At 36.8% G+C, this 26,485-nt stretch carries 27 protein-coding genes and 1 tRNA gene; 18 read left to right on the top strand and 10 right to left on the bottom strand.

Annotated features, from left to right (window positions below; all coding sequences use genetic code 11):
• Positions 1-6 precede the first annotated feature (6 nt).
• From fabD to CYP54_RS03820, 3 genes are read left to right on the top strand one after another with little or no spacing between them, the layout of a single operon-like run.
• Positions 7-936, top strand: coding sequence for an ACP S-malonyltransferase (gene fabD / locus CYP54_RS03830; protein ID WP_103604262.1), 930 nt, complete (start codon positions 7-9; stop codon positions 934-936).
• Positions 933-1,616: a 5'-methylthioadenosine/adenosylhomocysteine nucleosidase gene (locus tag CYP54_RS03825; protein WP_103604261.1), complete on the top strand. Its 684-nt coding sequence runs from the start codon at positions 933-935 to the stop codon at positions 1,614-1,616. The genes fabD and CYP54_RS03825 overlap by 4 nt, the downstream gene beginning before the upstream one ends.
• The gene (locus tag CYP54_RS03820) at positions 1,613-2,371 is read left to right on the top strand and encodes a tRNA 2-thiocytidine biosynthesis TtcA family protein (RefSeq protein ID WP_021090654.1); all 759 of its coding nucleotides are present in this window, start codon (positions 1,613-1,615) and stop codon (positions 2,369-2,371) included. Before CYP54_RS03825 ends, CYP54_RS03820 begins: the two co-directional genes overlap by 4 nt.
• Before the next feature lie 268 nt (positions 2,372-2,639).
• On the opposite strand, the gene recO is transcribed toward CYP54_RS03820, so the two are convergent.
• The 7 genes from recO to bamA all read right to left on the bottom strand — a co-directional run bounded on the left by recO (position 2,640) and on the right by bamA (position 9,309).
• Positions 2,640-3,254, bottom strand: coding sequence for a recombination protein RecO (gene recO, locus CYP54_RS03815; RefSeq protein WP_021087592.1), 615 nt, complete (start codon positions 3,252-3,254; stop codon positions 2,640-2,642).
• Entirely contained in the window at positions 3,255-4,178 is a 924-nt protein-coding gene (locus CYP54_RS03810) for a tRNA dihydrouridine synthase (RefSeq protein WP_103604260.1), read from the bottom strand.
• Positions 4,175-5,173, bottom strand: coding sequence for a hypothetical protein (locus tag CYP54_RS03805; RefSeq protein ID WP_054196230.1), 999 nt, complete (start codon positions 5,171-5,173; stop codon positions 4,175-4,177). Before CYP54_RS03805 ends, CYP54_RS03810 begins: the two co-directional genes overlap by 4 nt.
• 9 nt (positions 5,174-5,182) lie before the next feature.
• Positions 5,183-5,539 (bottom strand): RNA polymerase-binding protein DksA, encoded by a 357-nt coding sequence (dksA, locus tag CYP54_RS03800; RefSeq protein WP_035167251.1) that lies wholly within the window; start codon positions 5,537-5,539, stop codon positions 5,183-5,185.
• A gap of 10 nt (positions 5,540-5,549) precedes the next feature.
• Complete coding sequence (locus CYP54_RS03795) at positions 5,550-6,005, bottom strand: 23S rRNA (pseudouridine(1915)-N(3))-methyltransferase RlmH (protein WP_103604259.1); 456 nt, start codon at positions 6,003-6,005, stop codon at positions 5,550-5,552.
• 2 nt (positions 6,006-6,007) lie between these two features.
• Positions 6,008-6,922, bottom strand: coding sequence for an acetyl-CoA carboxylase, carboxyltransferase subunit beta (gene accD / locus CYP54_RS03790; RefSeq protein ID WP_103604278.1), 915 nt, complete (start codon positions 6,920-6,922; stop codon positions 6,008-6,010).
• Between the two features lie 131 nt (positions 6,923-7,053).
• Complete coding sequence (gene bamA, locus CYP54_RS03785) at positions 7,054-9,309, bottom strand: outer membrane protein assembly factor BamA (RefSeq protein WP_103604258.1); 2,256 nt, start codon at positions 9,307-9,309, stop codon at positions 7,054-7,056.
• An 89-nt stretch (positions 9,310-9,398) separates the two neighbouring features.
• On the opposite strand from bamA, the gene CYP54_RS03780 reads away from it, so the two are divergent.
• From CYP54_RS03780 to ribD, 12 genes are all read left to right on the top strand, one after another.
• Positions 9,399-10,229 (top strand): prephenate dehydrogenase, encoded by an 831-nt coding sequence (locus CYP54_RS03780; protein ID WP_103604257.1) that lies wholly within the window; start codon positions 9,399-9,401, stop codon positions 10,227-10,229.
• 61 nt (positions 10,230-10,290) lie between these two features.
• The gene (pgp6, locus tag CYP54_RS03775; protein ID WP_103604256.1) at positions 10,291-11,661 is read left to right on the top strand and encodes a peptidoglycan metallopeptidase Pgp6; all 1,371 of its coding nucleotides are present in this window, start codon (positions 10,291-10,293) and stop codon (positions 11,659-11,661) included.
• Between the two features lie 62 nt (positions 11,662-11,723).
• Positions 11,724-12,608, top strand: a complete 885-nt coding sequence (gene lpxC, locus CYP54_RS03770) for a UDP-3-O-acyl-N-acetylglucosamine deacetylase (protein WP_084041565.1) — start codon at positions 11,724-11,726, stop codon at positions 12,606-12,608.
• A 41-nt stretch (positions 12,609-12,649) separates the two neighbouring features.
• Positions 12,650-13,051: a glycoprotease gene (locus CYP54_RS03765; RefSeq protein ID WP_103604255.1), complete on the top strand. Its 402-nt coding sequence runs from the start codon at positions 12,650-12,652 to the stop codon at positions 13,049-13,051.
• Between the two features lie 8 nt (positions 13,052-13,059).
• Positions 13,060-13,944 (top strand): homoserine kinase, encoded by an 885-nt coding sequence (thrB, locus tag CYP54_RS03760; protein WP_103604254.1) that lies wholly within the window; start codon positions 13,060-13,062, stop codon positions 13,942-13,944.
• Between the two features lie 21 nt (positions 13,945-13,965).
• Positions 13,966-14,220, top strand: a complete 255-nt coding sequence (locus tag CYP54_RS03755; protein ID WP_085657700.1) for a YlxR family protein — start codon at positions 13,966-13,968, stop codon at positions 14,218-14,220.
• Entirely contained in the window at positions 14,207-16,855 is a 2,649-nt protein-coding gene (infB, locus tag CYP54_RS03750) for a translation initiation factor IF-2 (RefSeq protein ID WP_103604253.1), read from the top strand. The genes CYP54_RS03755 and infB overlap by 14 nt, the downstream gene beginning before the upstream one ends.
• Positions 16,852-17,217: a 30S ribosome-binding factor RbfA gene (rbfA, locus tag CYP54_RS03745; RefSeq protein WP_021090755.1), complete on the top strand. Its 366-nt coding sequence runs from the start codon at positions 16,852-16,854 to the stop codon at positions 17,215-17,217. The genes infB and rbfA overlap by 4 nt, the downstream gene beginning before the upstream one ends.
• Positions 17,210-17,626, top strand: coding sequence for a ribosome maturation factor RimP (gene rimP / locus CYP54_RS03740; RefSeq protein WP_103604252.1), 417 nt, complete (start codon positions 17,210-17,212; stop codon positions 17,624-17,626). The genes rbfA and rimP overlap by 8 nt, the downstream gene beginning before the upstream one ends.
• 1 nt (position 17,627) lies before the next feature.
• The gene (locus CYP54_RS03735) at positions 17,628-19,277 is read left to right on the top strand and encodes a formate--tetrahydrofolate ligase (protein WP_103604251.1); all 1,650 of its coding nucleotides are present in this window, start codon (positions 17,628-17,630) and stop codon (positions 19,275-19,277) included.
• Between the two features lie 11 nt (positions 19,278-19,288).
• On the top strand, positions 19,289-19,840 hold the full coding sequence (locus tag CYP54_RS03730) for a hypothetical protein (protein WP_103604250.1): 552 nt from the start codon (positions 19,289-19,291) through the stop codon (positions 19,838-19,840).
• Between the two features lie 15 nt (positions 19,841-19,855).
• Positions 19,856-20,917, top strand: a complete 1,062-nt coding sequence (gene ribD / locus CYP54_RS03725) for a bifunctional diaminohydroxyphosphoribosylaminopyrimidine deaminase/5-amino-6-(5-phosphoribosylamino)uracil reductase RibD (RefSeq protein ID WP_103604249.1) — start codon at positions 19,856-19,858, stop codon at positions 20,915-20,917.
• On the opposite strand, the gene CYP54_RS03720 is transcribed toward ribD, so the two are convergent.
• The 3 genes from CYP54_RS03720 to CYP54_RS03710 all read right to left on the bottom strand — a co-directional run bounded on the left by CYP54_RS03720 (position 20,914) and on the right by CYP54_RS03710 (position 22,264).
• The gene (locus CYP54_RS03720; protein WP_103604248.1) at positions 20,914-21,777 is read right to left on the bottom strand and encodes a VIT1/CCC1 transporter family protein; all 864 of its coding nucleotides are present in this window, start codon (positions 21,775-21,777) and stop codon (positions 20,914-20,916) included. The two genes, ribD and CYP54_RS03720, sit on opposite strands and share 4 nt — an antisense overlap.
• A 55-nt stretch (positions 21,778-21,832) precedes the next feature.
• Positions 21,833-21,917 (bottom strand) — tRNA-Leu (locus CYP54_RS03715).
• A 44-nt stretch (positions 21,918-21,961) separates the two neighbouring features.
• Complete coding sequence (locus CYP54_RS03710; protein ID WP_004317263.1) at positions 21,962-22,264, bottom strand: F0F1 ATP synthase subunit C; 303 nt, start codon at positions 22,262-22,264, stop codon at positions 21,962-21,964.
• Between the two features lie 204 nt (positions 22,265-22,468).
• Between CYP54_RS03710 and CYP54_RS03705 the strand changes: the two genes are divergently transcribed.
• The 3 genes from CYP54_RS03705 to CYP54_RS03695 are packed head-to-tail and all read left to right on the top strand — an operon-like array spanning position 22,469 to position 26,483.
• Entirely contained in the window at positions 22,469-23,815 is a 1,347-nt protein-coding gene (locus CYP54_RS03705; protein ID WP_103604247.1) for a sodium-dependent transporter, read from the top strand.
• Entirely contained in the window at positions 23,812-25,143 is a 1,332-nt protein-coding gene (locus CYP54_RS03700; RefSeq protein ID WP_103604246.1) for a sodium-dependent transporter, read from the top strand. Before CYP54_RS03705 ends, CYP54_RS03700 begins: the two co-directional genes overlap by 4 nt.
• A complete protein-coding gene (locus CYP54_RS03695; protein ID WP_021090462.1) occupies positions 25,143-26,483 on the top strand; it encodes a sodium-dependent transporter in 1,341 nt (446 codons plus the stop codon). The genes CYP54_RS03700 and CYP54_RS03695 overlap by 1 nt, the downstream gene beginning before the upstream one ends.
• Positions 26,484-26,485: the final 2 nt, after the last annotated feature.

The raw sequence follows: 26,485 nt of genomic DNA, 5'->3' as shown, positions 1-26,485 counted from the left end.
GCTAAAATGAAAAAATTTGCTTTTGTTTTTGCGGGCCAAGGCTCGCAAAGTATTGGTATGGGAAAAGACTTTTACGAAAATTTTTCTACTGCTAAGTTACTTTTAAATGATGCTTGTAATGACACTGGCACTGATTACAAAGAGCTTTTATTTACACAAAACGATAAGTTAGATAAAACAGAATTTACTCAGCCAGCTATCGTCTTAAACTCGCTAATGACTTATTTGGCTTTTTCAAATTTTATTAAAGAAAAACCAGAATTTAGTCTCGGGCACTCACTTGGAGAATTTACCGCTCTTGCAGTTAGTGGAGCATTTAATTTTATTGATGCGATTAGGCTTGTGAATTTACGTGGTAAATTTATGCAAGAAGCCTGCGTTGGCAAAGATGCTGGCATGATGGTAGTTCTTGGACTTAGTGATGAAGTGGTTGAAGAAATTTGTAAAAAAGCAAGAGAAGAAGGTTTACAAATTTATGCTGCAAACTACAACTGCGATGGACAAATCGTTGTCGCTGGCGTAAGAGCTGATCTTGCTAGCTATGAAGCAAAATTTAAAGAAGCTGGTGCAAAAAGAGCAATGCTTTTAAATATGTCGGTAGCAAGCCATTGTCCGATACTTGAACCAGCTAGTGTTAGGTTGACAGGCGAGCTTGAGGGTACTTTGGCTGCCAAATTTTCTCCAGTTGTCTCAAATGTAAATGCTAAAATTTATACTGATAAAAGCGAAGCACTAGTCCTACTAAAAGAGCAGCTAATAAAACCAGTTTGCTATAAACAAAGCATTAAAAACTATGAAAATAATGTTGATTGTTTTATCGAGCTTGGTGCTGCGACGTTAAAGGGCATCAATAAAAAAATTACCGAAAAGCCAACTTATAGTATTACTGATATGGCAAGTCTTGAAGAAGTTGTGAAAATTTTGGAGGAGAGATGATAGCGATACTTGGAGCTATGCAAGAAGAGATAACGCCGATCCTTGAAATGGTCGGTGAATATAAAACTATTCAATATGCAAATAATAAATTTTACTTAGCAAACTATAAAGGAAAAGAGCTAGTCATTGCCTATTCAAAGATAGGCAAAGTAAATGTAGCTATAACAGCAACTTTAATGGTAGAAAAATTTAAGGCTTCAAAGTTACTCTTTACTGGTGTAGCTGGCTCACTTGATGAGAGTTTAAAAATAGGCGATATGCTTTATGCTACTAGCTTGGTGCAACACGATCTTGATATCACGGCTTTTGGCCATCCTTATGGCTATGTGCCAGGCACAAGTATATTTGTCAAAAGCGATGAAGGGCTAAATGAACTGGCAAAAAAGATAGCTGATAAAAAAGATATGATCTTAAGTGCTGGTATTATTGCGACTGGAGATCAGTTTATCTGCGATAATGAAAAGAAAGCTTGGATTAAAAAGATATTTAATGCGAGCGCTACCGAGATGGAAGGTGCTAGCGTTGCACTAGTTTGCGAAACACTAGGTGTGCCATTTTTTATACTAAGAGCTATCAGCGATGGGGCTGGTGATGCAGCAGAGTTTGACTTTGATAAATTTTTGCAAGATTCAGCAAATGTTAGTGCAAAATTTATACTTGAAATGGTAGAAAGCTTATGATAGAGCTTAGTAAAAGGCTTCTTAGGCAAGTTGGTCAGACAAATGCCAGATACAAGATGATAGAGGGTGGAGATAAGATCTTGCTTGGTCTTAGCGGTGGTAAAGATAGCCTCGCACTAGCTCACGTACTAAAGCATATCCAAAACGTTACACCTGAGAAATTTGAGTTTAAAGCAGTAACACTAAGCTACGGCATGGGTGAGGACTACGCTTATCTTACGAAGCATTGCAATGAGCACGGAATAGAGCATGAAGTAATAGATAGCTCAATCTTTGAAATTTCAAAAGAGAAAATCCGTAAAAATTCTAGCTTTTGTAGTTTCTTTTCTCGTATGAGAAGAGGTTATCTTTATACTTACGCCTTAAAGCATGGTTTTAATAAACTCGCGATTGCTCATCATTTAGACGATGCAGCGGAGAGCTTTTTTATGAACTTTACATATAATGGTGCACTAAGGACGCTTGCTCCAAAATATACTGCAAAAAATGGAATCACAGTTATTAGGCCATTTATCTTCGTTCGCGAGAGACAGCTTCGCGAAAATGCTATCAAAAATGAATTAAGAGTCATTGGCGATGAAGCATGTCCTGCAATGAGATTTGACGTGAAGATGCCGCATGCTAGATATGAAACCAAACAGCTTTTAGCGACTTTAGAAAAAGAAAATCCAAAACTTTTTACTTCGCTAAAAGCAGCATTTGAAAATATCCATACTGATACTTTTTTTGCTCTCAATAGCAGTAGTGAAGAGTAAAATTTCACTTGATTCTTGGGACTAATCCCAAGAATCAAGCTATAAATATTTCTATTTTAATTAGCTCGTATAAAAATAAATAAAAATGTATGAATAGATGAAATTCTTGTACTTGTGCATAAATCAAAACTATCATATATAGCAAATACAAAAGCATTTAGTGCAAAAACTACTGGTTAGAATTTTATAACTTAGAAAATTGAAGCTTAAAAAATAGCCATGTGCTTTAAACATTAAGAAATAGCTATTTAAAATAGCAAGCTATAGCTTAAAGTCCGTCAAGTAAAATTTTATAAAGTCGGTTTATTTCATCGTCATTTAGCTCGATCGTGCTTTTTGTATCAAATAAATTTTTGATCTTGCTAGCGTCAAATTCGCTTCTATCAAGGCAGTGCTTGTGAGAGGGCAAAAAGCCACGAGTTAGGCAAAGCTCGCTTTCTATCTCCTCGTCGCAGATAAAGCACTCAAGCTCGCTGTGAAGCCTGCCTTCATACTCTAAAATTTTGACGTAGCTTTCGATGATGAGGCGTTTTGGATTTTGCAGCTGCATCTGTTTGGCGCAGCGATCAAGCTCGTTAAAGTAAATTTCATCGAGCTGCTCGACCTCTTTTAGATGATCATAAAGTAGGCGCATAAACTGCTGCCAAATGATGAGCTTATCGCGCTCTAGCAGCCATTTAAAGCCAAGATGAAGTATGCTTCTAAGCTTTGGTAGAAATTTCGCCTCTTGCTCTAGCTCAAAGTCGATCTTGTAGCCAGTCATGATGTTTGAGTGGCGAGCGCCAAAAAATCTATACGACTTTACGAGCAAATTTGGCGTTAGCACAAAGACTAAAAGGTCCTCGTCTCTGACCTTTTGCACACGCAGGATGTAGCCTTGCATCTAGGCAAAAAACTCCCTTATGCGCTCTCTCATAGCTGTCACGTCTTTAATGAAATTTACATCATTTCTAAAGGTTGTTGCGCCATCTATGCCTTTGCTGTATTGGTGCAAATGCTTTCTAAATATGCAAAGTCCGTGCTCGCCGTAGTGCTCGATCATCGCATCAAAGTGAGCTAGTATGATCTTTTGCTTTAGCGCCTTATCTACGCTGGTTTTGGTCTTTATCTCGTGAAATATCCAAGGGCTGCCGATACTTGCTCTGCCGATCATGAGAGCGTCACACTTTGTAAGGTTTAAAATTTCATCTGCATTTTGTGTATTTATATCGCCATTTGCGACGACTGGAATTTTTACACTAGCCTTTACTCTAGCGATCGCTTCGTAATCAACCTTTGCGCTGTATCCGCCAGCTCTTGTACGCCCATGCACTGCGATGTAGTCTGCGCCGGCTTCTTCGCAGGCTTTTGCTATCTTTTCTTCATTTTTATCGTTAAAGCCAAGTCTAAATTTAACACTCAGGCTCTCTTTGTTTGAGACGCTTTTTATGGCTGAGATTATATTTTGAAGTTTATCAAGATTATTTAGTAAAGCAGAACCCGCTCCTTGTCTAACAACCTTTGGTACGGGGCAGCCGCAGTTTAGATCGAGCCCATAAATCCCATCAAATTTATTGATAATTTGCACAGCTTTTTTTATATTTTCTGTGTCATTACCAGCTATTTGAACTACATAAGGCTCTTCGTTTGGGGATTTTTTAATCATTTCAAGCGTTTTGTCACTACTCTCATATACTAGAGCATTTGCGCTGATCATTTCGCTAACAGTGACATCACAGCCAAATTTCTTAACTACGCTTCTTAGTGGCAAGTCAGAAAAGCCAGCAAGAGGTGCTAAGAAAAGTGGCTTTTTGCTAAAGTCTATCATTTAAAAAATAGCGAGCTAGGCACCATTTTGCCGTTATCTCGTAAAAATAGTAAAACCTTTATCTCTTTAAACTCATCTGGGTCGCTACCTTCGATAGCTTCTCTTACTTTATCAAGCATCTGAAGCTCAAATAGCGCATATACGTAAGCCTCATCAGCGTCAGCATGGATGCTTTTTAGCTTCTCAAAGATGCCGATAAATGCATCTGGTTTTAGCTTATTTTTAAGCATTATGGCTGCTTTGTCGTATTGTGCTTTTGTCACTTTTGCGTTGTTTAAAAGATCAAAAATTTCATCACTGCTTAGATCGATCTCGTCATTTACAAAGCGGGTAATAATAAGCATTATATCTTCACTCGCTAGTTCAAAATTTAATCTTTTGATCTCGCTAAAAGAAGCTACTTTTATAAGTTTATCAAATGCAGCTTTTTTAAGGCTCTCATTTTGATCTTGATTTTTAAGTATGTCAAGATAGTAAGTAGGTAGTTGCTCGATCTTATTTAGCTCATTTAGGATATTCAACTTGCTATCTTTTGCTAGTCTAAATTTCTTTAGATCGACAATCTCTTTATTTTTTATACTTTTTATAGTTTGTAAGATATTGTTTATCTCAGCATCATCTACACCGACATCTTTAAGCTCGCCTACTGGTGAGATAGAGCGAGTGAGCTGCGAGGCGATCTTGTAAGTGTCGGTTTTGAAGTCTTTATTGCTCTCAAAGCCAAGAAGCGTCTCTTTAGCTAAATCTTTATAAAGCTGGCTATCTTTTTTGATCCATTTTTTATATCTATAAAAAGCATATCCATGATAGGCAATATGAAGTAGGGCAAGAAGTGCTAAAACAGCTACTGGAAGAGCGACCCAAATAGCAATTGGCAGAGTTATAGTTTGGCCTAAAAGCTCAAATGTGTAATCAGAACTATTAAGAGAATAAGTAAGCCCTGCAACAACTACTATGTAGATTATGCAGTAGACGAGAAATTTTCTAGTTTTCATGTTTTCTCCTTAGTTTTTTGCTGTTTTTTCGATTATTTCACGGCAAGTTATGCAGTATTTTGCATGTGGTTTTACTTTTAGTCGCGGTATGCTGATCTCCTCTTCACACATATCACAAATTCCATAAGTTTTATTTGCTATCTTCTCTAGTGCTTCATCTATCTCTGATAGCTCCGCTCTTTGTTGCGTCGAGATGGAATGCTCTATTAGCTGGTCTGTATTTACTGAGGCTATATCAAACTCATCGCTTACACCACTATCTCTTAAGCCATTTACTTCAACAGATGAATCATAGATATTTTTTTTGATCTGTAATTTTCTTTCTTCAAGTAATTTTTTAAAAAAATTTAGCTCAGTTTGTGTCATTTATATTCCTTTATTTGTGATATGGGTGGTTTGCATTTATGCAAAGTGCTCTAAAAATTTGCTCAAAAAGTACAAGCTTGGCAATCTTATGTGCCATCGTCATCTTGCTCAAACTTACGATTTTTTGTGCTTTATTCTTTAAATTTTGGCTAAGGCCATAAGCTCCACCTATGAAAAAGTTAATTTGTGAATTTGAGTTTAAAATTTGTGCAAATTCTTGGCTATCAAGTTGCAAGCCATTTTCATCAAGCATTACGCAAAAGCCTTTTAAATTTGGCTCATAAATTTCATCATAGGCTCTTAATGCTTCGCTTTTTCCGGCACTTTGAGCTTTTGCTATTTTTTCATTGAAAAAGACTTTATCGTTTATCTTGGCAAATTTTGCACTCATTTTTATATATTCTTGTATCTCGTTTTCAAAGTTATCACGTGATGATTTTTGAATGCTAAAAACTGAAATTTCCAAATTTAGCCTTTGGTTTTTAGCTTTAGTTCAAAGTTGTTTTCACTCTCGTCTTGTTTGTCTTTTTGATGTATTGTCTTATTATTTGTGAGAAATTTAACCATATCGCTTATATATTTTTTATGTTCGCTTCTTGGCACGATAGCATCGATTAGGCCATGCTCTAACAAAAACTCAGCTCTTTGAAATCCCTCTGGTAAATCAGCACCAATGGTTTGTTTGATGACCCTTTGACCTGCAAAGCCTATTAAAGCGCCAGGTTCAGCGATTATTAGATCTCCAAGCCAAGCAAAAGAGGCGCTAACGCCACCCATTGTCGGATCAGTAAGTATTGAGATGTAAGGTAATTTTGCTTCATCAAGTAGTTTTAAAGCGGCTGATGTCTTTGACATTTGCATCAAAGAAAATGTACTCTCTTGCATTCTAGCTCCACCTGAAGCACTCACTATGACTAAAGCTTGGCGTTTTTCTATTGCTCGTTTTATCGCTCTTACGATCTTTTCACCCTCAACTGAAGCTAGCGAACCACCCATGAAGCCAAAGTCAAAGACAACTAGCTGAATTTCTTGGCCTTCGCATTTACCTTCTCCACAAATAACTGAGCTTGTACGCCCAGTTTTTTCTTTATTTTCTGTAATTCTTTTTTTGTATGATTTTTTATCGACAAAATTTAATGGATCAACTGGCTTTAAATTTGCATCAAATTCAATAAAGCTATCTTCATCACAGATCAAATTTATACGATCGGTAGCTTTTAATCTCATATGATAGCCACATTTTGGGCATACATTAAAACAAGCTTCAACTTCTTTGTAGTACATCAGTGAGTGACAATTATCGCATTTTACCCAGTGTGTAGGCGCTTCTTCTGGACGAGGTTGAGCTTTTCTTATCTTTGAAAAAATATCTGAGAAATTCATATTTTTACCCACTTATATTAAAAATTGTGGGATTATATCTAATGTTTGCCTTGCTTTTTCTTATATGACTTAAAGTTTGTTTATTTGTGGAGGTTTTAAGGGGCAAGTTGACCCCTTAAAAAAATATCTTGTTAGAAGCGTCTTCCGATAGTAAATTCAAATGTATTTGTATCATCGCCCTCTTTAGGTTTAAGAGCTTTTGCAAAGATTAGTTGAAGTGGTCCAATAGGAGTTATCCACTCGATACCAGTTCCAACTGAAGATCTTTTTATCTCATTTAGGCTATTTTCGCCGATCATACCATAGTCATAAAATACAACGCCACGCATTTTGACACGATCTATTATAGGGAAGCTTATTTCAGCTGAATTATTAAATGAAGTTTCACCGCCGTATTCGTAGTAGTCGCCATTATATTTTACCTTTGGAGATACAGTTCTGCTCTCGTAACCACGTAAGCTTCTTATGCCACCAAGGTAAAGTCTTTCGTTAATCGGAGTATATCCTCTTTCCCAAATTTTGCCAAAGCTTGCTTTATATCTTAAGATAAGATCGTAGTCGATGTATTCTCTAAGACCTAGATAGTAGTTAAAATTTGTGCGATTTTTGATAAAGTCTATATCGCCACCAAGTCCAGCTATCTCAAATGATGTGCCAGCTATGATGCCACGTCTTGGCAAGTAATAATCATCAGTGCTATTATATGTTAAAGCTGGAGTTATAGCGCTTTTTATAGCTTTACCTTCTCTATAAATTTCTTTTTTAGTTTTTGTGTTGATATCTCTTAGTTCATCATCTTTTAAAGTAATTTTGCTTTGCTCAATATTGTAAGTAAGCGATGCGCTTAAATTTCTAGTTAGTTTTCTACCTAATGTTGTGCTAAAGCCATAGCTTCTCTCTTTATATGTTCTCCAGTCATAGTCATTTGCGTAAAGTGTTCCGCCAAGGCTATACTCTGAGTCAAAAATTCTTGGATTTGTAAGACTTATCTGACCTGAAAGCTCTCTGTCGCTCTTATCTACGCTTACTTGTCCTTGAAGACCAGAGCCAAAGATATTTGTGTCAGAAAGTGCTGCGTTTAGTAGTAGTCCGTCACTGCTGCCGTATCCGATACCACCGCTTATTGAGCCAGTTGAAGCCTCTTTTACTTTTACCTTTAGATCAACTGTATTTTTATCAACCGGATCTTCTTCTATCTCAACGTCATCAAAGTAGCTTGTTCTTTTTAGTGCATCTTTTGAGTCTTGAAGGTCGGTTCTGCTATATAAATTTCCTTCAGTTAGATAAAGTTCACGTCTTACAACGCGGTCAACAGTTCTATCGTTTCCTGAAATTTGAACATTTCTTATATATACTTTTTCGCCAGGATCGACTTCGTAGTCAATATCGACGGTTTTATTTTCATCAAATTTATCAGTCTTTGGATAGACTTTGACAAATGCATAACCTTTATCAGCAACCATATCATCGAGCTTTTTCATATCTTGGCGAAGTCTTGCTGAGTTCATCGTGTCACCAGCCTCAAGCCTAAAGTCATCTATAATCTTTTTAGTGTCAAGCTCTAGCTCTTCAGGTGCCGTAATGCTTACATTTGAAACCTTATAGGGCTCACCTTCATGAACATAATAAGTAAGATCAGCTGTGTAGTTATCAAACGATGAATTTAAATAAGGTGACGAAATAGTCGCATCTAAATAGCCTTTTTGGAAATATTTGTCTTGTATTCTTGCTGGATCATTTTCAAGCTCAAAAAGTTTAACTTTACCGTCATTTCTACCCCAAAGCCAGCCCATAAATTCTCTACTTTTATTTGCAACTACTGGCTCAATGTCGTCATAATCAAACTCTTTTGCACCGACTAAATTTACATTTTTGATTATCATATTTTCGCCACGGTTTATATTGAGTGTTATAAAAAGTGAGCTATCGTTATCTGCAACTGGTTGTTTTTCTACGTCTACAACGGTATCAAAATATCCCTTTGACTCATAATACTGACGAATTCTCTCTTTAGTTTTTTCTATTGTAAGCTCATCATACATATTGCCTGGTTTGATGTTGATTAGTGACTCGATCGCAGTTTTATCATTTGTTACGACGCCTTTTAGATCGACTCTCGCAACACTTGGCTTCTCTTTTACAGCTACTAAAAGATTGCCATTGCCTGTATCTTCTATGTAGATATCGTCGAAATAATTTTGTTTGTATAAATTTGTGATCGCCTTATCGCTAAGCTTTGGAGTCAAATCCTGACCGACTTTTAGGCCCATTATTTGGCTTGCTACTTCAGGCGAAAGGTGAATTAGGCCTTTAAAATTTATTGACTGGATTGTTTGTGCGCTTAGGCCACTGAAAGCTAATGCTAATAAAAATAATTTCTTTTTCATTAAATTTAACCTAGAGTTTTAGTATAAGTGCGTATAATATCATATTTTATTTTTAATAAATTTAAATTTTATAATTTTGAAGGTTTTTTATGAAAATAGGTATCATCGGACTTGGTCTTATGGGCGGCTCACTTGGGTTAGCATTAAAAGATGAAAAATTAATTTCTTGTGTTAGCGGATACGATAAAGATGAAAATCATAGCAAAAAGGCCTTAGAGCTTGGCTTGGTGCATGAAATTTTAAGTATAGATGAGATGAAAAAGAAGTGTGACATCATCTTTTTGGCTGTACCAGTCGAGGCTATCGTGAGCATCGTGCAAAATTTAACTGATATCAGCGAAGATACAACTATCATTGATTTTGGCTCAACTAAACAAAAGATCATCGAGGCTGTGCCAGAAAAAATTCGCAAAAATTTCATTCCAGCTCATCCAATGGCAGGTACTGAGTATTCTGGTCCAGAGGCTGCTTTCAAATCACTTTACACAGGAGCAACTGTTATCGTTTGTAACTTTGCTGAGAGCGCAGAAAAACATGTAAAAAGAAGCGTTGAGCTATTTTCTTGCCTTGGCATGAAGATTATTTTTATGAGTGCGAAAGAACATGATCATCACGTGGGTCTTATTTCGCATTTGCCTCATGCGATTGCATTTTCTCTTGCGAGTGGGATTTTAAAAGAAGAGGATAAAAGGCATATTGTGGCACTAGGTGGACCTACATTTAAGGGCATGATACGTGTTGCAAAGAGCTCGCCTTTTATGTGGAGCGATATCTTTAAGCAAAATAAAAATAATGTTATTGAAGCCATAAATATGTTTGAAAAAGAGCTAAATTTGTGCAAAGATCTCATCAAAGATGAACACTGGGATGAACTTTTTGCCTGGATGAGCGATGCTAGAGCTGTAAGAGAAATTTTGTAATTAACTAAAAATTTATTGATTAAATGTAAAATTTCGCAAATAAAATTTAAGGTAAAAATATATGTATAGACGTGGAATTGGTGGTTTTGGTATTGTTGTGCTTTTACTAATTTTAATTTTAGCCGGTGGTTTTGGCTATGCTTTGATGTCAAAAGATTTTGAGCGAAACGAGCCGATAATTGGTGTTGCTGATAAAGTTTATTGGAATCTTAGAACTCCAATGAATATCAAATTTAAAGATGATAGCGGTATAAAATTTGTACGAATTAGTATGAATGATGGGAAAAATGATCTAAATTTGTTAAATCAAATCATACAAAATCCAAGTACTGAGCTTGATGTAAATTTGACCTTCCCAAAGACTGGCTTTTTTGCTCAAAAAGATACTTATGAGATGAATATTGAGGCTGTGGATACCAGTAAATGGAGCTTTTTTACTGGCAACAAAGCTAGCAAAAAAGTTGAAGTCGCGCTTGATACTTCAAAACCTGATCTTTACGTGCTTTCGCAGTCTTATTCTATCTCAAAAGGTGGTAGCGCGGTTGTGGTCTTTAGGGCAACTGATAATCAGCTAAAAGAGGTCTATGTCCAGACAAATTTTGGTAAAAAATTTAAGGCTGTACCATTTTATAAAGAGGGCTTTTATGCAGCACTCGTTGCTTGGCCAGTTCAGGTTGAAAATTTTAGTGCTGAGGTCATTGCAAGAGACTTTGCAGGCAATGAAAGCAAGTCTCATGTTAGATATTTTTATGAAAATGTAAAGTATAAAACTTCAACTATTGCATTAAATGATAGATTTTTAGATGGTAAGATAGTTGATCTAACTGATCAATATGCAAAAGATCCAAGCGCGCTTTCAAGGCTTGAGAAAATGAGATTTGTCAATGAAACGCTTAGAAATTCAAACGAAGAAAAAATAACAGCACTTACTACAAACCCTGGCGATGAGATGTTAACTGGCTTTAGTGCGACACCATTTTATCCACTAAGAAATGGTAAAAAAGTGGCTGACTTCGCCGATCACCGATACTATACATATAATAACGAGCAAGTAAGCGAATCATGGCATATGGGAATAGACTTTGCAAGTGTGGCCGCAGCTCCTATAATAGCTAGCAATGCCGGCCGTGTCGTACTTGCATCTGAAAATGGAATTTATGGATTAAATATTGTGATTGATCATGGATTTGGGCTTTATTCGCTTTATGGACACTGCTCAAGCACTAGAGTAAAAGAGGGCGATATGGTGGCAGCTGGCGATCAGATAGGCACTACTGGAACTAGTGGTCTTGCACTTGGTGATCACCTTCACTTTGGAATTTTAGTCCAAGGCGAAGAGGTGAGACCACAACAATGGATGGATAAAAAGTGGATAAAGGACAATATCACAAGTGTTTTAGATGCTGCAAAAGCGATGATAGACAAGAACTAAAAAATTTGCAAAATTGATTTTTTAGTGCTATCATAAGCGGATTAAAAATATAAGGAAAATTCTTGAAACAAACTACTATCGCAAGACGCGTTGAGACCGTTGGTATAGGGCTTCATAAAGGTGAGCCGATAAGACTTATACTAGAACCTCTTGATGCAAATTCTGGCATTATTTTGCACCGCGAAGATCTTGGTATTAGTTTTAAAGCTGAACCTAAAAATGTTATAAATACGCAGATGGCAACTGTTGTTGGCAACGAAAAGGGCTTTATTAGTACGATTGAGCATCTAATGTCAGCCATAAATGGTTATGGCATTGATAATATTAGAATTTCTGTTGATGCAAATGAAATTCCAGTGATGGATGGTAGTGCAATAAGCTTTTGTATGCTACTTGATGAGGCTGGCATAAGATATCTTGATGCTGGCAAAAAAGTAATTCTTGTCAGACGTGAAGTTGAGGTTGTTGAGGGTTCTAAATTTGTACGAACTTCACCTTCAAGAAGTCCAAAATTTGACTATACGATAAAATTTGATCATCCAGTTATTGGTGAACAAAGATATGTTTTTGATTTTAGTAAAAGCTCATTTATAAAAAATATAGCTCGTGCTAGAACTTTTGGATTTTTGAAAGATTTACAACGTTTGCAAGCTCAAAATTTAGCTCTTGGTGCATCGCTTGATAATGCCGTGGCAATCGATGATACGCATATCCTAAATCCAGAAGGTTTGAGATTTGAAAATGAGTTTGTAAGGCACAAAATTTTAGATGCGATTGGTGATTTGAGCTTGCTTGGGGCGCCTTTATTGGGCGATTATACAGCATTTGCTGGAAGTCATGATCTAAATCACAAATTAACTCTTGCTTTGATGGCCGATGAGAAAAACTACGAGATCGCAACTCTAAATGGCGAACTTCTAAAAGAGTATCAAAAGGTATTTGCATAGAAAATATTGAAATTTTAGTTGTCTCTTTATCGACTCCGCTCTTGGTTGGAGTTTATAAAGATGGCGTAAAATTTGATGAAATTACGACTGATGAACATGTCAGTGAAGCTTTGATAAAAATCTTAGAAAATTTATCCTCTAAATTTAATATCACAAAAATTATCTATGCAAATACGCCAGGAAGCTTTATGGGGTTAAAGGTGGCCTATGTCATCTTAAAAACATTTTCTTTGGCGAAAGGATGCAAATTTTACGCCGTTAGTGGCTTTAGCTTAAATGGAGGCCAAGCGATCAGAGCAAATAAAAATTTAAGCTTCATTTTAAAAGATGGCAAAATTTTACTTGAAAAAGTAGAGCCAGTAGGATTTAGGTTGCCTTTAAATTTAGATGAATTAAAACTAAATTCAGATACACTACCAGATTATATCATCCAAGCAGTTTAGGAGAAATTTTGAATATCTTAGTGCCTGCAACAAGTGCGAATTTGGGCCCTGGTTTTGATGCTTTGGGGCTCAGTTTGAAGCTTTTTAATAGCGTGAAAATCGAGCCAGCAAAATTTAGCTCAGTGTCGATAAACGGCGAAGGCAGTGGAAGTGTAAATTTAAAGAGAAATAATATATTCTTAAGTATTTTTAATGAAATTTTTTTTGAGCTAACTGGTAAAAATGAAAATTTTAGAGTCGTTTTTGAAAATAATATCCCATTTTCAAGGGGACTTGGCAGTAGCTCCGCTGTTATCGTTGGAGCCATTGCTTCAGCGTACGAAATGGCTGGCTTTAAGGCAAGTAAAGAGGCAGTTTTAAATAAAGCTATCATCTACGAAACCCATCCTGATAATATCTCGCCAGCAGTTCACGGTGGATTTATCAGCGCGATCGTAAAAAATGGCAATGTTTACGCAAATAAAATAAATTTAAGTGACGAGATAAAAGCAGTAGTTGTTATCCCAAATAAACCAATGAGTACTTCCTCGTCAAGGCAAATTTTACCAAAGAACTATACGATGAAAGAGTGTGTAAATAACTTATCTCATGCTGCTTTTTTAACGTCTTGTTTTTATGAAAAAAAGTATGATCTCTTAAAAATAGCAAGCAAAGATTTGATGCATGAAGAGCGTAGAATGCACGCTTTAGAAGAACTTTTTGAAGTTAGAAAAGTAGCTTATGAAAATGGTGCTTTAATGAGCACGCTTTCAGGCTCAGGTTCAAGCTTTTTAAACATCGCTTACAAAGATGATGCTAAAAATTTACAAGATATTTTAAAGAGTAAATTTAGTGATTTTAGGGTTGAGGTTTTTTCATTTGATAACGATGGATACGAAATTACGCAAAGCTAAAAACAAGTTTAAAAAGATATAATGAACAAAAATAATCCCGTAAGGACATGTGTCGCTTGTAAAGTTAAAATTTCTCAGAGCTTGCTAAAAAGATACCGCTTGGTAGGTAAGAATTTAGAGCATGGCAAAGGAAATGGTCGTAGCTTTTATCTGTGCGACAAATGTATGCAAAAAGATATAAAAATTTTAAAAAAAATAATTGATAAACAAACTAAAGGTGCTTTTATTTGTGATGCACCGAAGTTAAAGGAGATACTCTTAAATGAGCAATGTTAGGATTTCAGAGATCGCAAACGAGCTTGGCTACCCAAGTAAAGAGATAGTAGAAAAAGCTCAAGAGTTAGGATTAAAAGTCAAAACTCACTCAAATGCAGTTAGCCTTGAAGAGGCCGAAGCTATATATGAATATGTTCAAACTGGCGTGATACCAGATAAATTTAAAAAGAAAAAGAGTGAACCTAAACCAAAAAAAGAGCCTAAAAAAGAAGTAGAAAAAGAGTCAGTAAAAAAAGAAGAAAAACAAAAAAGTGAACCTAAAAAAGCTACTACTAAAACTGAGTCAAAGTCAGTAAAAGCTGAGCCTAAGAAAGAGGCACAAATTTTAGAAGAAAAACAAAAAATTGAACCTAAAAAAGAAGAAATAAAAATAGAGCAAAAACAAGTCGAAGCTCCAAGACCAAAAGAGAGCTTGGCTGATGTGACTCAAAAAAGACGTGGCCTTGTGATAGTAAAAAAGAAAAAAGACTATGAAGCGCCAATTGCTACAAAAGAAGAGAAAAAGCCTGAACCAAGCATAGCTAATATAAGCGATTTTAAAAGTATGTTTTCAGCAAATGATGAAAATTTAGCTAAGAAAAAGAAAAAAGATAAAAAAGTAGTTGTTGCAAGTAAAAAGGATAGCGCCCAGAAGATGGATCTGCTTGGTGGAAGTGATTTTGGTGACATTGTGCTAGAAGATGAAGATGTAGTTGTTCTTCCTGATTTTAGTTTTAAAACTCCGGTACCAGCACCTGCTCAAAAGACAAAACAGCCAAATGTTATGAGAACTACAGTCAACAATACGATAAATTCTTTTGGCGAAGGTGGCATTCAAAGAAGAGCTAGAAAAAAACACAAAAAGCCTGAAAATAAACAAAACAATGAAGCTGTGACGTCTATAAATATTCCAAAAGAAATTCGTGTTTATGAATTTGCTGAAAAGCTAAACAAACAGCCAAGCGAGATCATTGGTAAGCTTTTTATGCTTGGTATGATGACAACAAAAAATGACTTTTTGGATGAAGATGCGATAGAAATTTTAGCCGATGAGTTTAATGTAGAGGTTAATATCATCGACGATCAAAAAGAATTTGACTACGTAGCAGCCTATGAAGAAGAGATAAAAGACGATGAAAATCTCCAGCCAAGAGCACCAGTCATAACCATCATGGGTCACGTTGATCATGGTAAAACTTCATTGCTTGATTACATAAGAAAATCACGTGTAGCAGCAGGAGAGGCTGGTGGTATCACTCAGCATGTCGGTGCTTACATGGTAAATAAAAACGGCAAAAATATCACATTTATCGACACTCCAGGTCACGAAGCGTTTACTGCTATGCGTGCAAGGGGAGCTGGTGTAACCGATATAGTTATTATAGTTGTTGCAGCAGATGACGGCGTAAAACCACAAACAAAAGAGGCGGTTAGCCACGCAAAAGCTGCAGGCGTACCGATAATCATCGCTATAAATAAAATGGATAAAGAGTCAGCAAATCCTGACCTAGTAAAGACAGGTCTTGCTGAGCTTGATATCATGCCAACAGAGTGGGGCGGAAAGTATGAATTTGTGCCAATCTCTGCAAAAACAGGCATGGGTATAGATGATCTACTTGAGATCGTACTTTTACAAGCTGACCTTTTAGAACTAAAAGCAAATCCAAAGGCAAATGCAAAAGCAACTGTTATCGAGAGCTCACTTCAAAAAGGCCGTGGCCCAGTAGCTACTATTATCGTTGAAAATGGCACGCTTCATGTTGGAGATACTGTCGTTGCTGGTGTCGCATATGGAAAGATAAGAAGCTTGCTTGATGACCAAGGTAAGCCTTTGCAAGATATAAAACCAGGCGAATGTGGTGTGATAGTAGGTCTTAGCGAAATAGCAGAGGCTGGCGAGACGCTAATAGGTGTAAAAACAGATAAAGAGGCTCGTGAATACGCGCAGAAAAAGGCTGAATATATCCGCCAAAAAGAGCTTAGTAAGAGTACAAAAGTTAGTATTGATGAGCTTAGCGCTAAGATTGCTGAGGGTGAGTTAAAGACGCTTCCAGTTATTATTAAAGCTGACGTTGGTGGCTCACTTGAGGCGCTAAAAGCAAGCCTAGAAAAACTAGCAAATGATGAGATCAGGGTAAATGTCATCCACTCTGGTGTTGGCGGCATCACGCAAAGCGACGTAGCACTTGCTAGTGCGAGCGAAGACTGCATAATCCTTGGCTTTAACATAAGACCAACTGGCGAGATAAAAGAAAAGGCAAAAGAGAGTGGCGTTGAAATTAAAACTTACAATGTTATTTATAATCTAATCGACGACGTGAAGGCGATTTTAGGCGGACTAATGTCACCGATCATTAGAGAAGAGCAGCTTGGTCAAGCTCAGGTTCGCCAAGTGATCCATGTGCCAAAAGTCGGTACTATTGCTGGATGTATCGTCACTGAAGGCACGATAAACAGAGGTGCAAAAATTCGTCTTATTAGAGAAGGCGTGGTCGTTTATGAGGGCTTAGTAAGCTCACTAAAACGCTTCAAAGATGACGTCAAAGAGGTTGCTAAAGGTTATGAATGTGGCGTTGGTATCGAAAATTTCAACGACATCAGAGAAAATGATTACATCGAAAGCTTCAAAGAAGTCAAGGAGAAAGCTACTCTATGAACGCTAACGAAATAAAGCGTATGAGAACAGAGAGTGTGCTAAAAGAGCTCATACCAGAGGCTCTAGCCACTCTTGAAGATAGCATTTTAAAGGGGCTTTGTGTCACTGATGTCGAGTGTAAAAAGGGCAGATACGACGCCTTTGTTTATCTTGATAAGATGGCTTTTGATGAGCGTGAACAAGAGTATATTTTGGGACATTTAAAGCGAGTTTGCAGGCATTTGCAAAACCACTGTATGGCAGCCGAGGGCTGGTATAGATGCCCAAATTTTCACTTTAAATTTGACGATAGATTAGAGTATCAAAACCATATGGATAAGTTGTTTGATAAAATTTCGAAGGATTTAAACAAAAATGGATAATTTAGACAAACTAGTACGCGAATGCGGTGTCGAGCTTTATGACAGCGAGATCGCAAATGAAAATGGCAGGGCTATTTTTAGAGTTTATATTACAAAAAATGGCGGAGTGAGCCTTGATGACTGTGAAAAAGTAAGCCGTCTACTCTCGCCTATCTTTGATGTGACACCGCCAGTTAATGGGGATTATAACCTCGAAGTTAGCTCACCTGGCCTTGAGAGAAAGCTTAGTAAGCCATCTCACTTTAAAGCGAGCGTTGGCGAGCTTGTAAAAGTTCAAACCGAGGCTGAGAAATTTGCAGGAAGGCTCGTAAAAGCGGACGAAGAAAGTATTGCAGTTGAAAACGAGGAAGGGATCTTTGAGATCAACATTAGTGAGATAAAAAAAGCAAAAACATATTTGGAGTGGTAAAATGCTAAGCGACATCGAGATAACTCACCAAACAAAGTTAGAACATATCGACAGAGTTGCCGCAAGACTAGGCTTAAGCGAAGACGAGCTTGAACTTTATGGCAAATATAAGGCTAAAATTTCTCCAAGGCTTGAGCCATCAAACTCAAAGCTTATCTTGGTTACTGCGACTAATCCAACCCCATATGGCGAGGGTAAAACGACTATGTCGATCGGCCTAGCTGATGCGCTAAATTCGCTTAATAAAAAGGTTTGCTTAGCGCTTCGTGAGCCATCTCTTGGACCAGTTTTTGGCATAAAAGGTGGAGCAGCAGGTGGTGGCTACTCACAGCTTGCGCCGATGGAGGATCTAAATTTACACTTCACTGGCGATTTTCATGCGATAACATCGGCAAATAACCTGATTTCAACGATGATAGATAATAGCCTCTATCAAGAAAACCCGCTAAAAATAGAGAAAATTTTATGGAAGCGCTGTATGGATATGAACGACCGCGCGCTAAGATTTGTCACTGTGGGCCAGGGCGGCAGAACAGACGGCGTGCCAAGAGAAGATGGCTTTAACATCACCGCCGCAAGCGAGATCATGGCTGTACTTTGTCTGGCTACGAGCCTCTCTGATCTAAAAGAGCGCGTGGCAAATATCATGGTCGCCTATGATAGCGACAAAAAGCCTATCTACGTGCGTGATCTGGGCTGCGAAGACGCTGTTTGTATACTTTTAAAAGATGCGATCAAGCCAAATTTATTTCAAACGCTTGAACATACACCTACGCTCGTGCATGGCGGTCCATTTGCAAACATCGCACACGGCTGCAATTCGGTCATCGCGACAAAAACAGCTCTAAATTTAGCCGACTATGTCATCACTGAAGCTGGCTTTGGCTCGGAGCTTGGAGCGGAGAAATTTTTAGATATAAAATGCAGGGTTGCTGACATCAAACCAAGTGCTGTGGTACTTGTAAGCACTATCAGATCGCTAAAATATAACGGTGAAGCAAATAAAGATGAGATCACAAAACCAGATATGAACGCCCTTAAAAAAGGCATCGAAAATCTTGGCGGACACATCGAAAATTTAAAAGTCAAATTTGGTCAAAACGTAGTTGTGGCGCTTAACAAATTTGGCTTTGACACTAATGAAGAGATAAATTTTGTAAAAGAGTACTGCCGTGAGCTTGGCGTAGAAGTGGCAGTTTGTGAGAATTTCTTAAAAGGTGGCAAAGGTGCACTTGAGCTTGCTGAGCTAGTTTTAAAAGCGTGCGATAAGCCAAGTAAGATAAATTTTACATACGAGATGAGTGACGACACGAAAACTAAAATAGAAAAAGTCGCTAAGGAAATTTATGGAGCTGGCGAGGTGGTCTTTGAGGAGACTGCTCTTAAAAAGCTTGAGATGATAAAAGAGCTAAATTTGAGCCATTTGCCAGTTTGTATTGCAAAAACTCAGTATTCATTTAGTGACGATGCGAAGCTTTTGGGTAGAGCAAAAGGCTTTACATTTAGCGTAAAAGACCTTGATATTAGAACTGGAGCTGGCTTTATCGTCGCAGTTTGTGGTAAGATCATGCTGATGCCAGGGCTTCCAAAAGTGCCAGCTGCAGTAAATATGAAGATAGACGCAGATGGCAAGATCGACGGCTTATCGTAAATTTAGAAAATATGAAATTTGTAAAAATACTCTTTTTAATAGTTTTAAGTGTTTTCTTCGTTGGATGTGGGGGAAGATATAAATATAATGTTGAGCCAACGCCGATACAAAAAGGCGTGACTAAATACATTGTTAGTGATTTTAACCTAACATTGACAAATCAACCAACTAGATACGAGCACAACACTAACTATAAAAATGAAAGCGAACTTCGTGATGAATTTGTGGAATTTATAAACAAACATCTAAAAGAGCAGGGCATTTTGGGGGACGAAAATAGCTTCAAGATAAAAATACAAATGGACTATGAAAGATGGTTTAACTGGGGCGGTAAGGCGTTAAATAAACCACACTTTCGCTACAGCGTGAAAATTTATGATAACGCTGATAGGCTTTTGGTCTCTTACGCTATACCACTCTCTACAACGAAATATAGCTATTTTAAAGAGATCGCTGTTTTGGCGGAGATTGCTGCATTTAGATGGGACGCGGAGGATGAGCCGACCGATATCGACTTGATCTCAAAAACTCTTGTTGATGAGATAAAAGACATAGGAAAATAAAAATAGTCTGCTAAGATGAATGACGAATTTTACATGGATCTTGCTTTAAGCGAGGCTTGGAAATTTCAGATCCTGACCTATCCAAATCCAGCCGTTGGATGTCTTATTATTGATGAAAATGGACAAATTTTATCTTGTAAGGCTCATGAAAAGGCTGGATATTTACACGCTGAACCCACAGCGATACTCTTTGCGCTTTGCAAAAAAAGTGAAAAATTTAAAGATGATTTCATAAAGGCGTATAACTCCAAATTTGCTTCTAATATAAAAGAGGGCAAATTTGGCCTTTTAGAGCCAAAATTTACCTACGAATTTCTACTAAATAATCACTCAAATTTACTAAAAAATGCAAAAGCCTACGTCACTCTTGAGCCTTGCTCGCATCATGGTAAAACGCCACCTTGTGCAAATTTGCTAAAAGAGCTTGGTTTTAGAGAGGTGATAATAGGTAGTCATGATAAAAATAAGGTAGCAAGTGGTGGTGCAAATTTACTGCAAAGTGCTGGTATGAGGGTAAAATTTGGTGTTTTAAAAGAGCACTGCGATAAGCTACTTGAGCCATTTTTGGCATATCAAAATGGTGGATTTAGTTTTTTAAAAATCGCCCTTAGTAAAAATGGCGTGGCAAGTGGTGGCATCATCACAAATGAGCTTAGCCGTACGCACGTCCATAAACTAAGAAGCGTCATAGATACATTGGTGATAGGTGGCAACACTGTGCGAACAGACCGGCCAAAGCTTGACAGCAGGTTAGTGGGTAGCGGTAAAAACCCAGACGTTATAATCTACTCAAGAAGTGATAAATTTGATAAGACGATACCACTTTTTAGTGTGCCAGATAGAAAAGTCAGCATTCAAAAAGAGCTTAATTTAACAGGGCTTACTATGTTTGAAGGAGCTGATGAGTTTTTAAAACTTGCAAAAGATGGCAAGCTAGCGAATGTAAAGTGGCTACTTATCTATCAAAGCTCAAATTTCAAAAATGGTGAAAATTTACGACTTGATCTAAATTTAAAGCCACTATTTAGTGGAAATTTTGGAGACGATAGCTACACTTGGTATGAAATTTTGTATTAAATATCTAGGCCAAAATAGTGCTTGACTAAAAAGCCAATGCCAAATGAAATGATCGCAACACCAAAAGTTATCACACACATTTCAATCACTCTTGGCAAAAATTTAAGCTCTTTTGCCACGCTTATGTAAAAGTTGTAAGTGATAATGGCAACAAAGGCAAAGAAGAACATCGACAAGACAGCGTAAACACCACTTGAAAAGATGAAAAATGGAAGTATCAAAAACGCCGTTGTTATGATGTACGAACCACCTGTGTAGAGCGAATAGGTAAGCGGTTTGATCTCGTCACTTGGATTTTCTTTTGACTCGAGATAGGCTGACCCTGCCATAGAAAGAGCAGCTGCAATGCCCATGATAAGGCCCGTTGCACCAACTGATTTTGTATTTGAAAAAGCTAGAGCGATGCCACTTAGCGTGCCAGTTAGCTCAACTAATGCGTCATTCATACCAAGAACGATACCACCGGCATTGACTAGTTTCGTGTCTTTTAGCATAGAGATTAAATTATTTTCATGATTTACTTCTTCATTATAAATATCTCTAGCTTCAGGATACTCATCAACAATACCAAGATAAAATTGCTCTGCGTCTTCTTCACGTGACTCCATAAATTTTAAAGTAAAAGATGTACCAAAAATTTTAACAAGTATCGTATAGAAGATGACTTTGAATAAATTTGCAGTTCTGCTCTCACCTGTTATCTTTTGGCAAAAAGCATAATGTCGTTTTTCCTCAGTGATTAATTTACGAAGTATTTTTTTATTTTCTTCGTTTTTTTCACTAGCTTCAAGTAGTGTATAAATAGCTGTATCATCTGCTTCGTTTTGTAGCTGTTTTAAAGCACGCTTTTTATCTAGCATAAATTCCCCTTTTTTAAATTTTGTAAGATTTTGGATTTTGAAGTGTAAGATTAGATGGTGCGATCAGCGAGACTCGAACTCGCACACCTAGCGGCACTACCCCCTCAAGATAGCGTGTCTACCAATTCCACCATGATCGCAAAAAGAATAAAAGCCCCAAAGGGGCTAAATTTAAGCTTTACGCTTAGCCAAGCATTGGGTTTGCGTAAAGAACGATAAGTGTAATAACTAGTGCGTAGATAACTTGTGCTTCGATCATCGCAAGAGCGATAAACATTGTAGTCATAAGTTTGCTACCAACACCTGGGTTTCTAGCTGTTCCACTAATTGTTGCAGCAGCTGTATTACCCATACCAATAGCACCACCAAGAGCTGCAAGGCCAAGGCCAATACCACCAGCGATAACTGAATATGATCTAATCATCTCGCCGTCAGCGCCAAATGCGAATGCAGCAAGACCAAGAATTAAAAACACGATCTTTTTCATCGTTGCTCCTTTAAATTTTAAAGCTCTTTCGGATCTGTCCCCTACTTAAACTTTATGTGCCGTAATATTACAAAAACAAAACTTTGTTTCAAATAAAAACACTAAAAATTTAAATTGCCCATAAAAAATTCTTGGCTTAGAAAAATAAAAGTTTTTTTATGTTATCTTTGAAAAAATTAATTTATTCTTAATCTCAGGTAATCAATGATAAATGAAAAATTTTCAAAAATAGGCTTTGTTCTTGCGATGGCTGGTTCTGCTGTTGGTCTTGGCAATGCCTGGAAATTCCCTACAATGGTGGGAAACAACGGCGGTTCAGCATTTATAATTTTATATTTGCTCCTTACATTTGCTATCGCATTTGTGGCGTTTTTAGCAGAGCTTAGTATCGGCAAGCTTGGCGAAAGCGACGTTGTGAGCTCTATTTATAAACTTGCTCCAAAGCATAAAAAAATATGGTCTTTTTCGGGCTTTTTTATGATAGGAGCTATACTTATTGCTTCATTTTATATGGTTGTCATTGGCTGGATATTAAAATACATTTATCTTAGTTTTTCGCCACTTTTGAGCAGTAGAGAAGAGGCGGCCCAACAGTTTAATACGCTTTTATCAAATGATTTAAGTAGCGCTATTGTTTGCTTTAGCTTGGTCTTTTTGATGGTATTTTTTGCTGTTTCAAAAGGTGTGAAAAGTGGCATTGAAAAGCTAAATATCTGGATGATGCCGGGCCTTTTTATACTACTTATTTGTATACTTTTTTATGCAATTAGCATGGGCGATGGTTTTGTTAAGGCGGCTAAATTTTTATTTGTACCAAATTTTAGCGCGATCACGCCAGATGTTGTTTTACAAGCTCTTGGACTTGCGTTCTTCTCGCTATCTATGGGTGTTGGCGTCATACCGACATACGCTGCAAATTTACCAGAGCAGACAAATCTTATAAAATCAACGCTTTCTATCATCTTTATAAACATATTAATAGGCATTATGATGGGACTTGTGGTCTTTACGTTTATATTTGCTTATGGAGCTGATAGCACGGCAAGTGGCCCAGGGCTTATTTTTATCTCACTTGTTACACTTTTTGCAAAGCTTGGGATAGTTGGCAATGTCATGGCCATCGCATTTTTTGTTTCACTTTTATTTGCTGGTGTTACAAGTGCTGTTTCGATGATTGAACCATTTGCTTATTATTTGGTTAGAAAATTTGAAATTTCACGCAAAATGGCTCTTGTTTATATTGGAATTTTTGTCTATATTTTAGGCCTTTTTTGTATTTTTTCATATTATGCACATACGGCTAATATCTTTAGTATATTTGGTAAGCCAGTCTTTGATGCACTTGATTTTCTTACTTCAAATATAATGATGCCAATAGGTGCCATAATTTTTAGTTTTTTTGTTGGCTATAAACTTAAAAAAGAGAGCCTATATCTACTCTTTGGCGAATTTATGGAAAAAGTATTTTTTGAAATTTGGTATTTTGCTTTAAGATACATCGTACCAATCGCAATTTGCGCCATCATGATCTATCAAATAGCAGGTAAATGATGGATAGATTTAGTAAAGTTGGTTTTGTTCTTTCTATCATTGGAGCGGCTATTGGTCTTGGTAATGCATGGAAATTTCCATATATGGTCGGTAGTAACGGCGGTTCAGCATTTATTCTTATATATCTACTTTTTGCTTTTGTTGTTGGACTTAGTATATTTTTTGCTGAGATGGCAATGGGTAAAATTTCACGCCTTGACACGGTTGGAGCATTTAAGAGTCTAGCTACAAAGGGGGCAAATTCTTGGAAATTTGCTGGTGTTGTGATGGTGACAGGGTTATTTATCGCATCTTTTTATACGCTCATTATCGGTTGGGTTTTAAAATACGTTATCTTAAGTCTCGGTGAGCTTCCAAAAGATATGGCAAGCTCAGAAGCGCTTTTTGTAAATTTTACTTCAAAGGGCATAGAGGAGCAAATTTTGTATTTTAGTATCGCTTTTTTTGCCTACTTTTTTATACTTACAAAAGGTATAAAAAGTGGAATAGAACGTATAAATGTATATCTTATTCCAGCACTTTTTATTTTACTTTTGCTTATGCTTGGCTACTCTTTTGGCATGAATGGATTTGATGAGGCGGCTAAATTTTTACTTGTGCCTGATTTTTCAAAGATAGATCAAAGCGCTATCTTAAATGCTCTTGGGTTAGCTTTTTTTACAATGTGTATTGGCATTGGCTGCATTTTAACTTACTCATCAAGCCTAGGCAATGATACAAATTTATTTACTTCATCGCTTTATGTAGTCTTTGCAAATATAATTATTAGCGTAATTATAGGGCTTATAGTTTTTACATTCACCTATGAATTTGGCTCAGAGCCATCAAAGGGTGCAGGGTTAGCATTTATCTCGCTTCCAACGCTTTTTGCAAAGCTTGGTTTGCTTGGAAATTTCTTGGCTTTTGCATTTTTTACATCTTTATTTTTTGCTGGTATAACATCAGTTATTTCGCTAGTTGAACCGTTTATATTTTTCTTAAATAAAAGCTTGGGACTTAGTAGAAATAGATCAATTATCATTGTCGGTGCCGTAGTTTATCTTTTGGGAATTTTATGTGCGTTAAGCGGTATTAGCGATTTTAAAGAAGCACTTACATTTTTTGGTAAGAGCTTCTTTGATTTGCTTGATTATCTTAGCTCAAACATTATGCTCCCGCTTGGTGGCATTATATTTGCCATTTTTGTTGGGTACTTTATGAAATTTGAGCTTTTAAAAGAGCTATTTTTGCCTTATATGGGTGAGATTGTTTTTAAAATTTGGTATTTTTTAATAAGGTTTGTGGCACCAGTTCTAGTTTTTGTGGTGTTATTAAGGGAGATTGCATAATGGCAAAAGAACAGTTTTCTAAAATAGGTTATGTTTTAGCAGTTGCAGGGTCAGCTGTTGGACTTGGCAATGCGTGGAAATTTCCATATATGGTCGGTGAAAATGGTGGATCAGCATTTGTTATTTTATATCTTTTGATAACGTTTTTAGTTGGCATACCTATCTTTATGGCAGAGCTTAGTATTGGCAAGCTTAGCGAAAGCGATAGTGTAAATGCCTTTAGAAAGTTGGCAAATAAAAATAAAAATTTATGGCAGCTAGTTGGAATTTTAGCTATGGTAACCGCAGCTATAATCTCATCTTATTATATTGTAATCATCGGCTGGGTCTTTAAGTATTTCACCCTATCTTTTACCGGTCTTCCAAACGATATAGAAAGTTCAAAAGTAATATTTAATGAGCTTCTTACACATGGTCTTGGCGAGCAGACGCTTTATTTTGTTATTGCATTTGTAGCTTGCTTTTTTATCCTTTCAAAAGGTGTGAAAAGTGGCATTGAAAAGCTAAATGTTTGGATGATGCCAAGCCTATTTATCATGGTTTTAATCATGCTTATCTTTTCTATGACAATGAATGGCTTTACAAAATCGGCTGAGTTTTTACTTGTTCCTGATTTTAGTAAAATTTCATTTAACTCGCTCTTGCTTGCTCTTGGGCTTGCTTTTTGGACACTATCTCTTGGTATGGCAGCTATCATTACATATTCAGCTAGCTTAAGTGATGATACAAATTTAGCTACTTCTACGCTAAGTATCGTTTTTATAAACATCGTCCTAGCCATTATGATGGGTCTTGTTATCTTTACATTTATATTTGAATTTGGCGCAGAGCCGTCTCAAGGACCAGGACTTGTCTTTATCTCGCTTCCAACGCTCTTTGCTAAGCTTGGTGTGATAGGTCAAATTTTAGCTGTAGCATTTTTTGCTGCACTTATCTTTGCTGGCATTACTTCAGCTATCTCTATCGTAGAGCCGTTTGTATTTTTCTTGATCAGAGAGTATGGCATTAGCAGGATAAAAGCTCTTAGCATAGTTGGAGCCGGTGTTTTTGTTTTAGGATTTTTATGTCTTTTATCAAATATAGAAAATGTTGGCGACAAATTTATGCTCTTTGGTAAAAATTTCTTTGATTTTCTTGACTTTACCGCTTCAAATGTTCTGCTTCCAATTAGTGGCATAGGTGGAGCGATATTTGTTGGATATTTTATGAAAAGAGAAGCACTTTATGTGCTATTTAGTCCATATATGAGCGACTTTGTATTTAGTGCGTGGTATTTTTTATTAAGATATGTGGCGCCAGTTTGCGTCTTTATCATCATGATAAATAAATTGTTTTTTTAAGG

This window comes from Campylobacter concisus (assembly GCF_002914005.1).
GTDB classification, from domain to species: Bacteria; Campylobacterota; Campylobacteria; order Campylobacterales; family Campylobacteraceae; genus Campylobacter_A; species Campylobacter_A concisus_N.
Note: the sequence above shows the minus strand (reverse complement) of the source record. Positions and strands in the feature narration are given on the sequence as shown.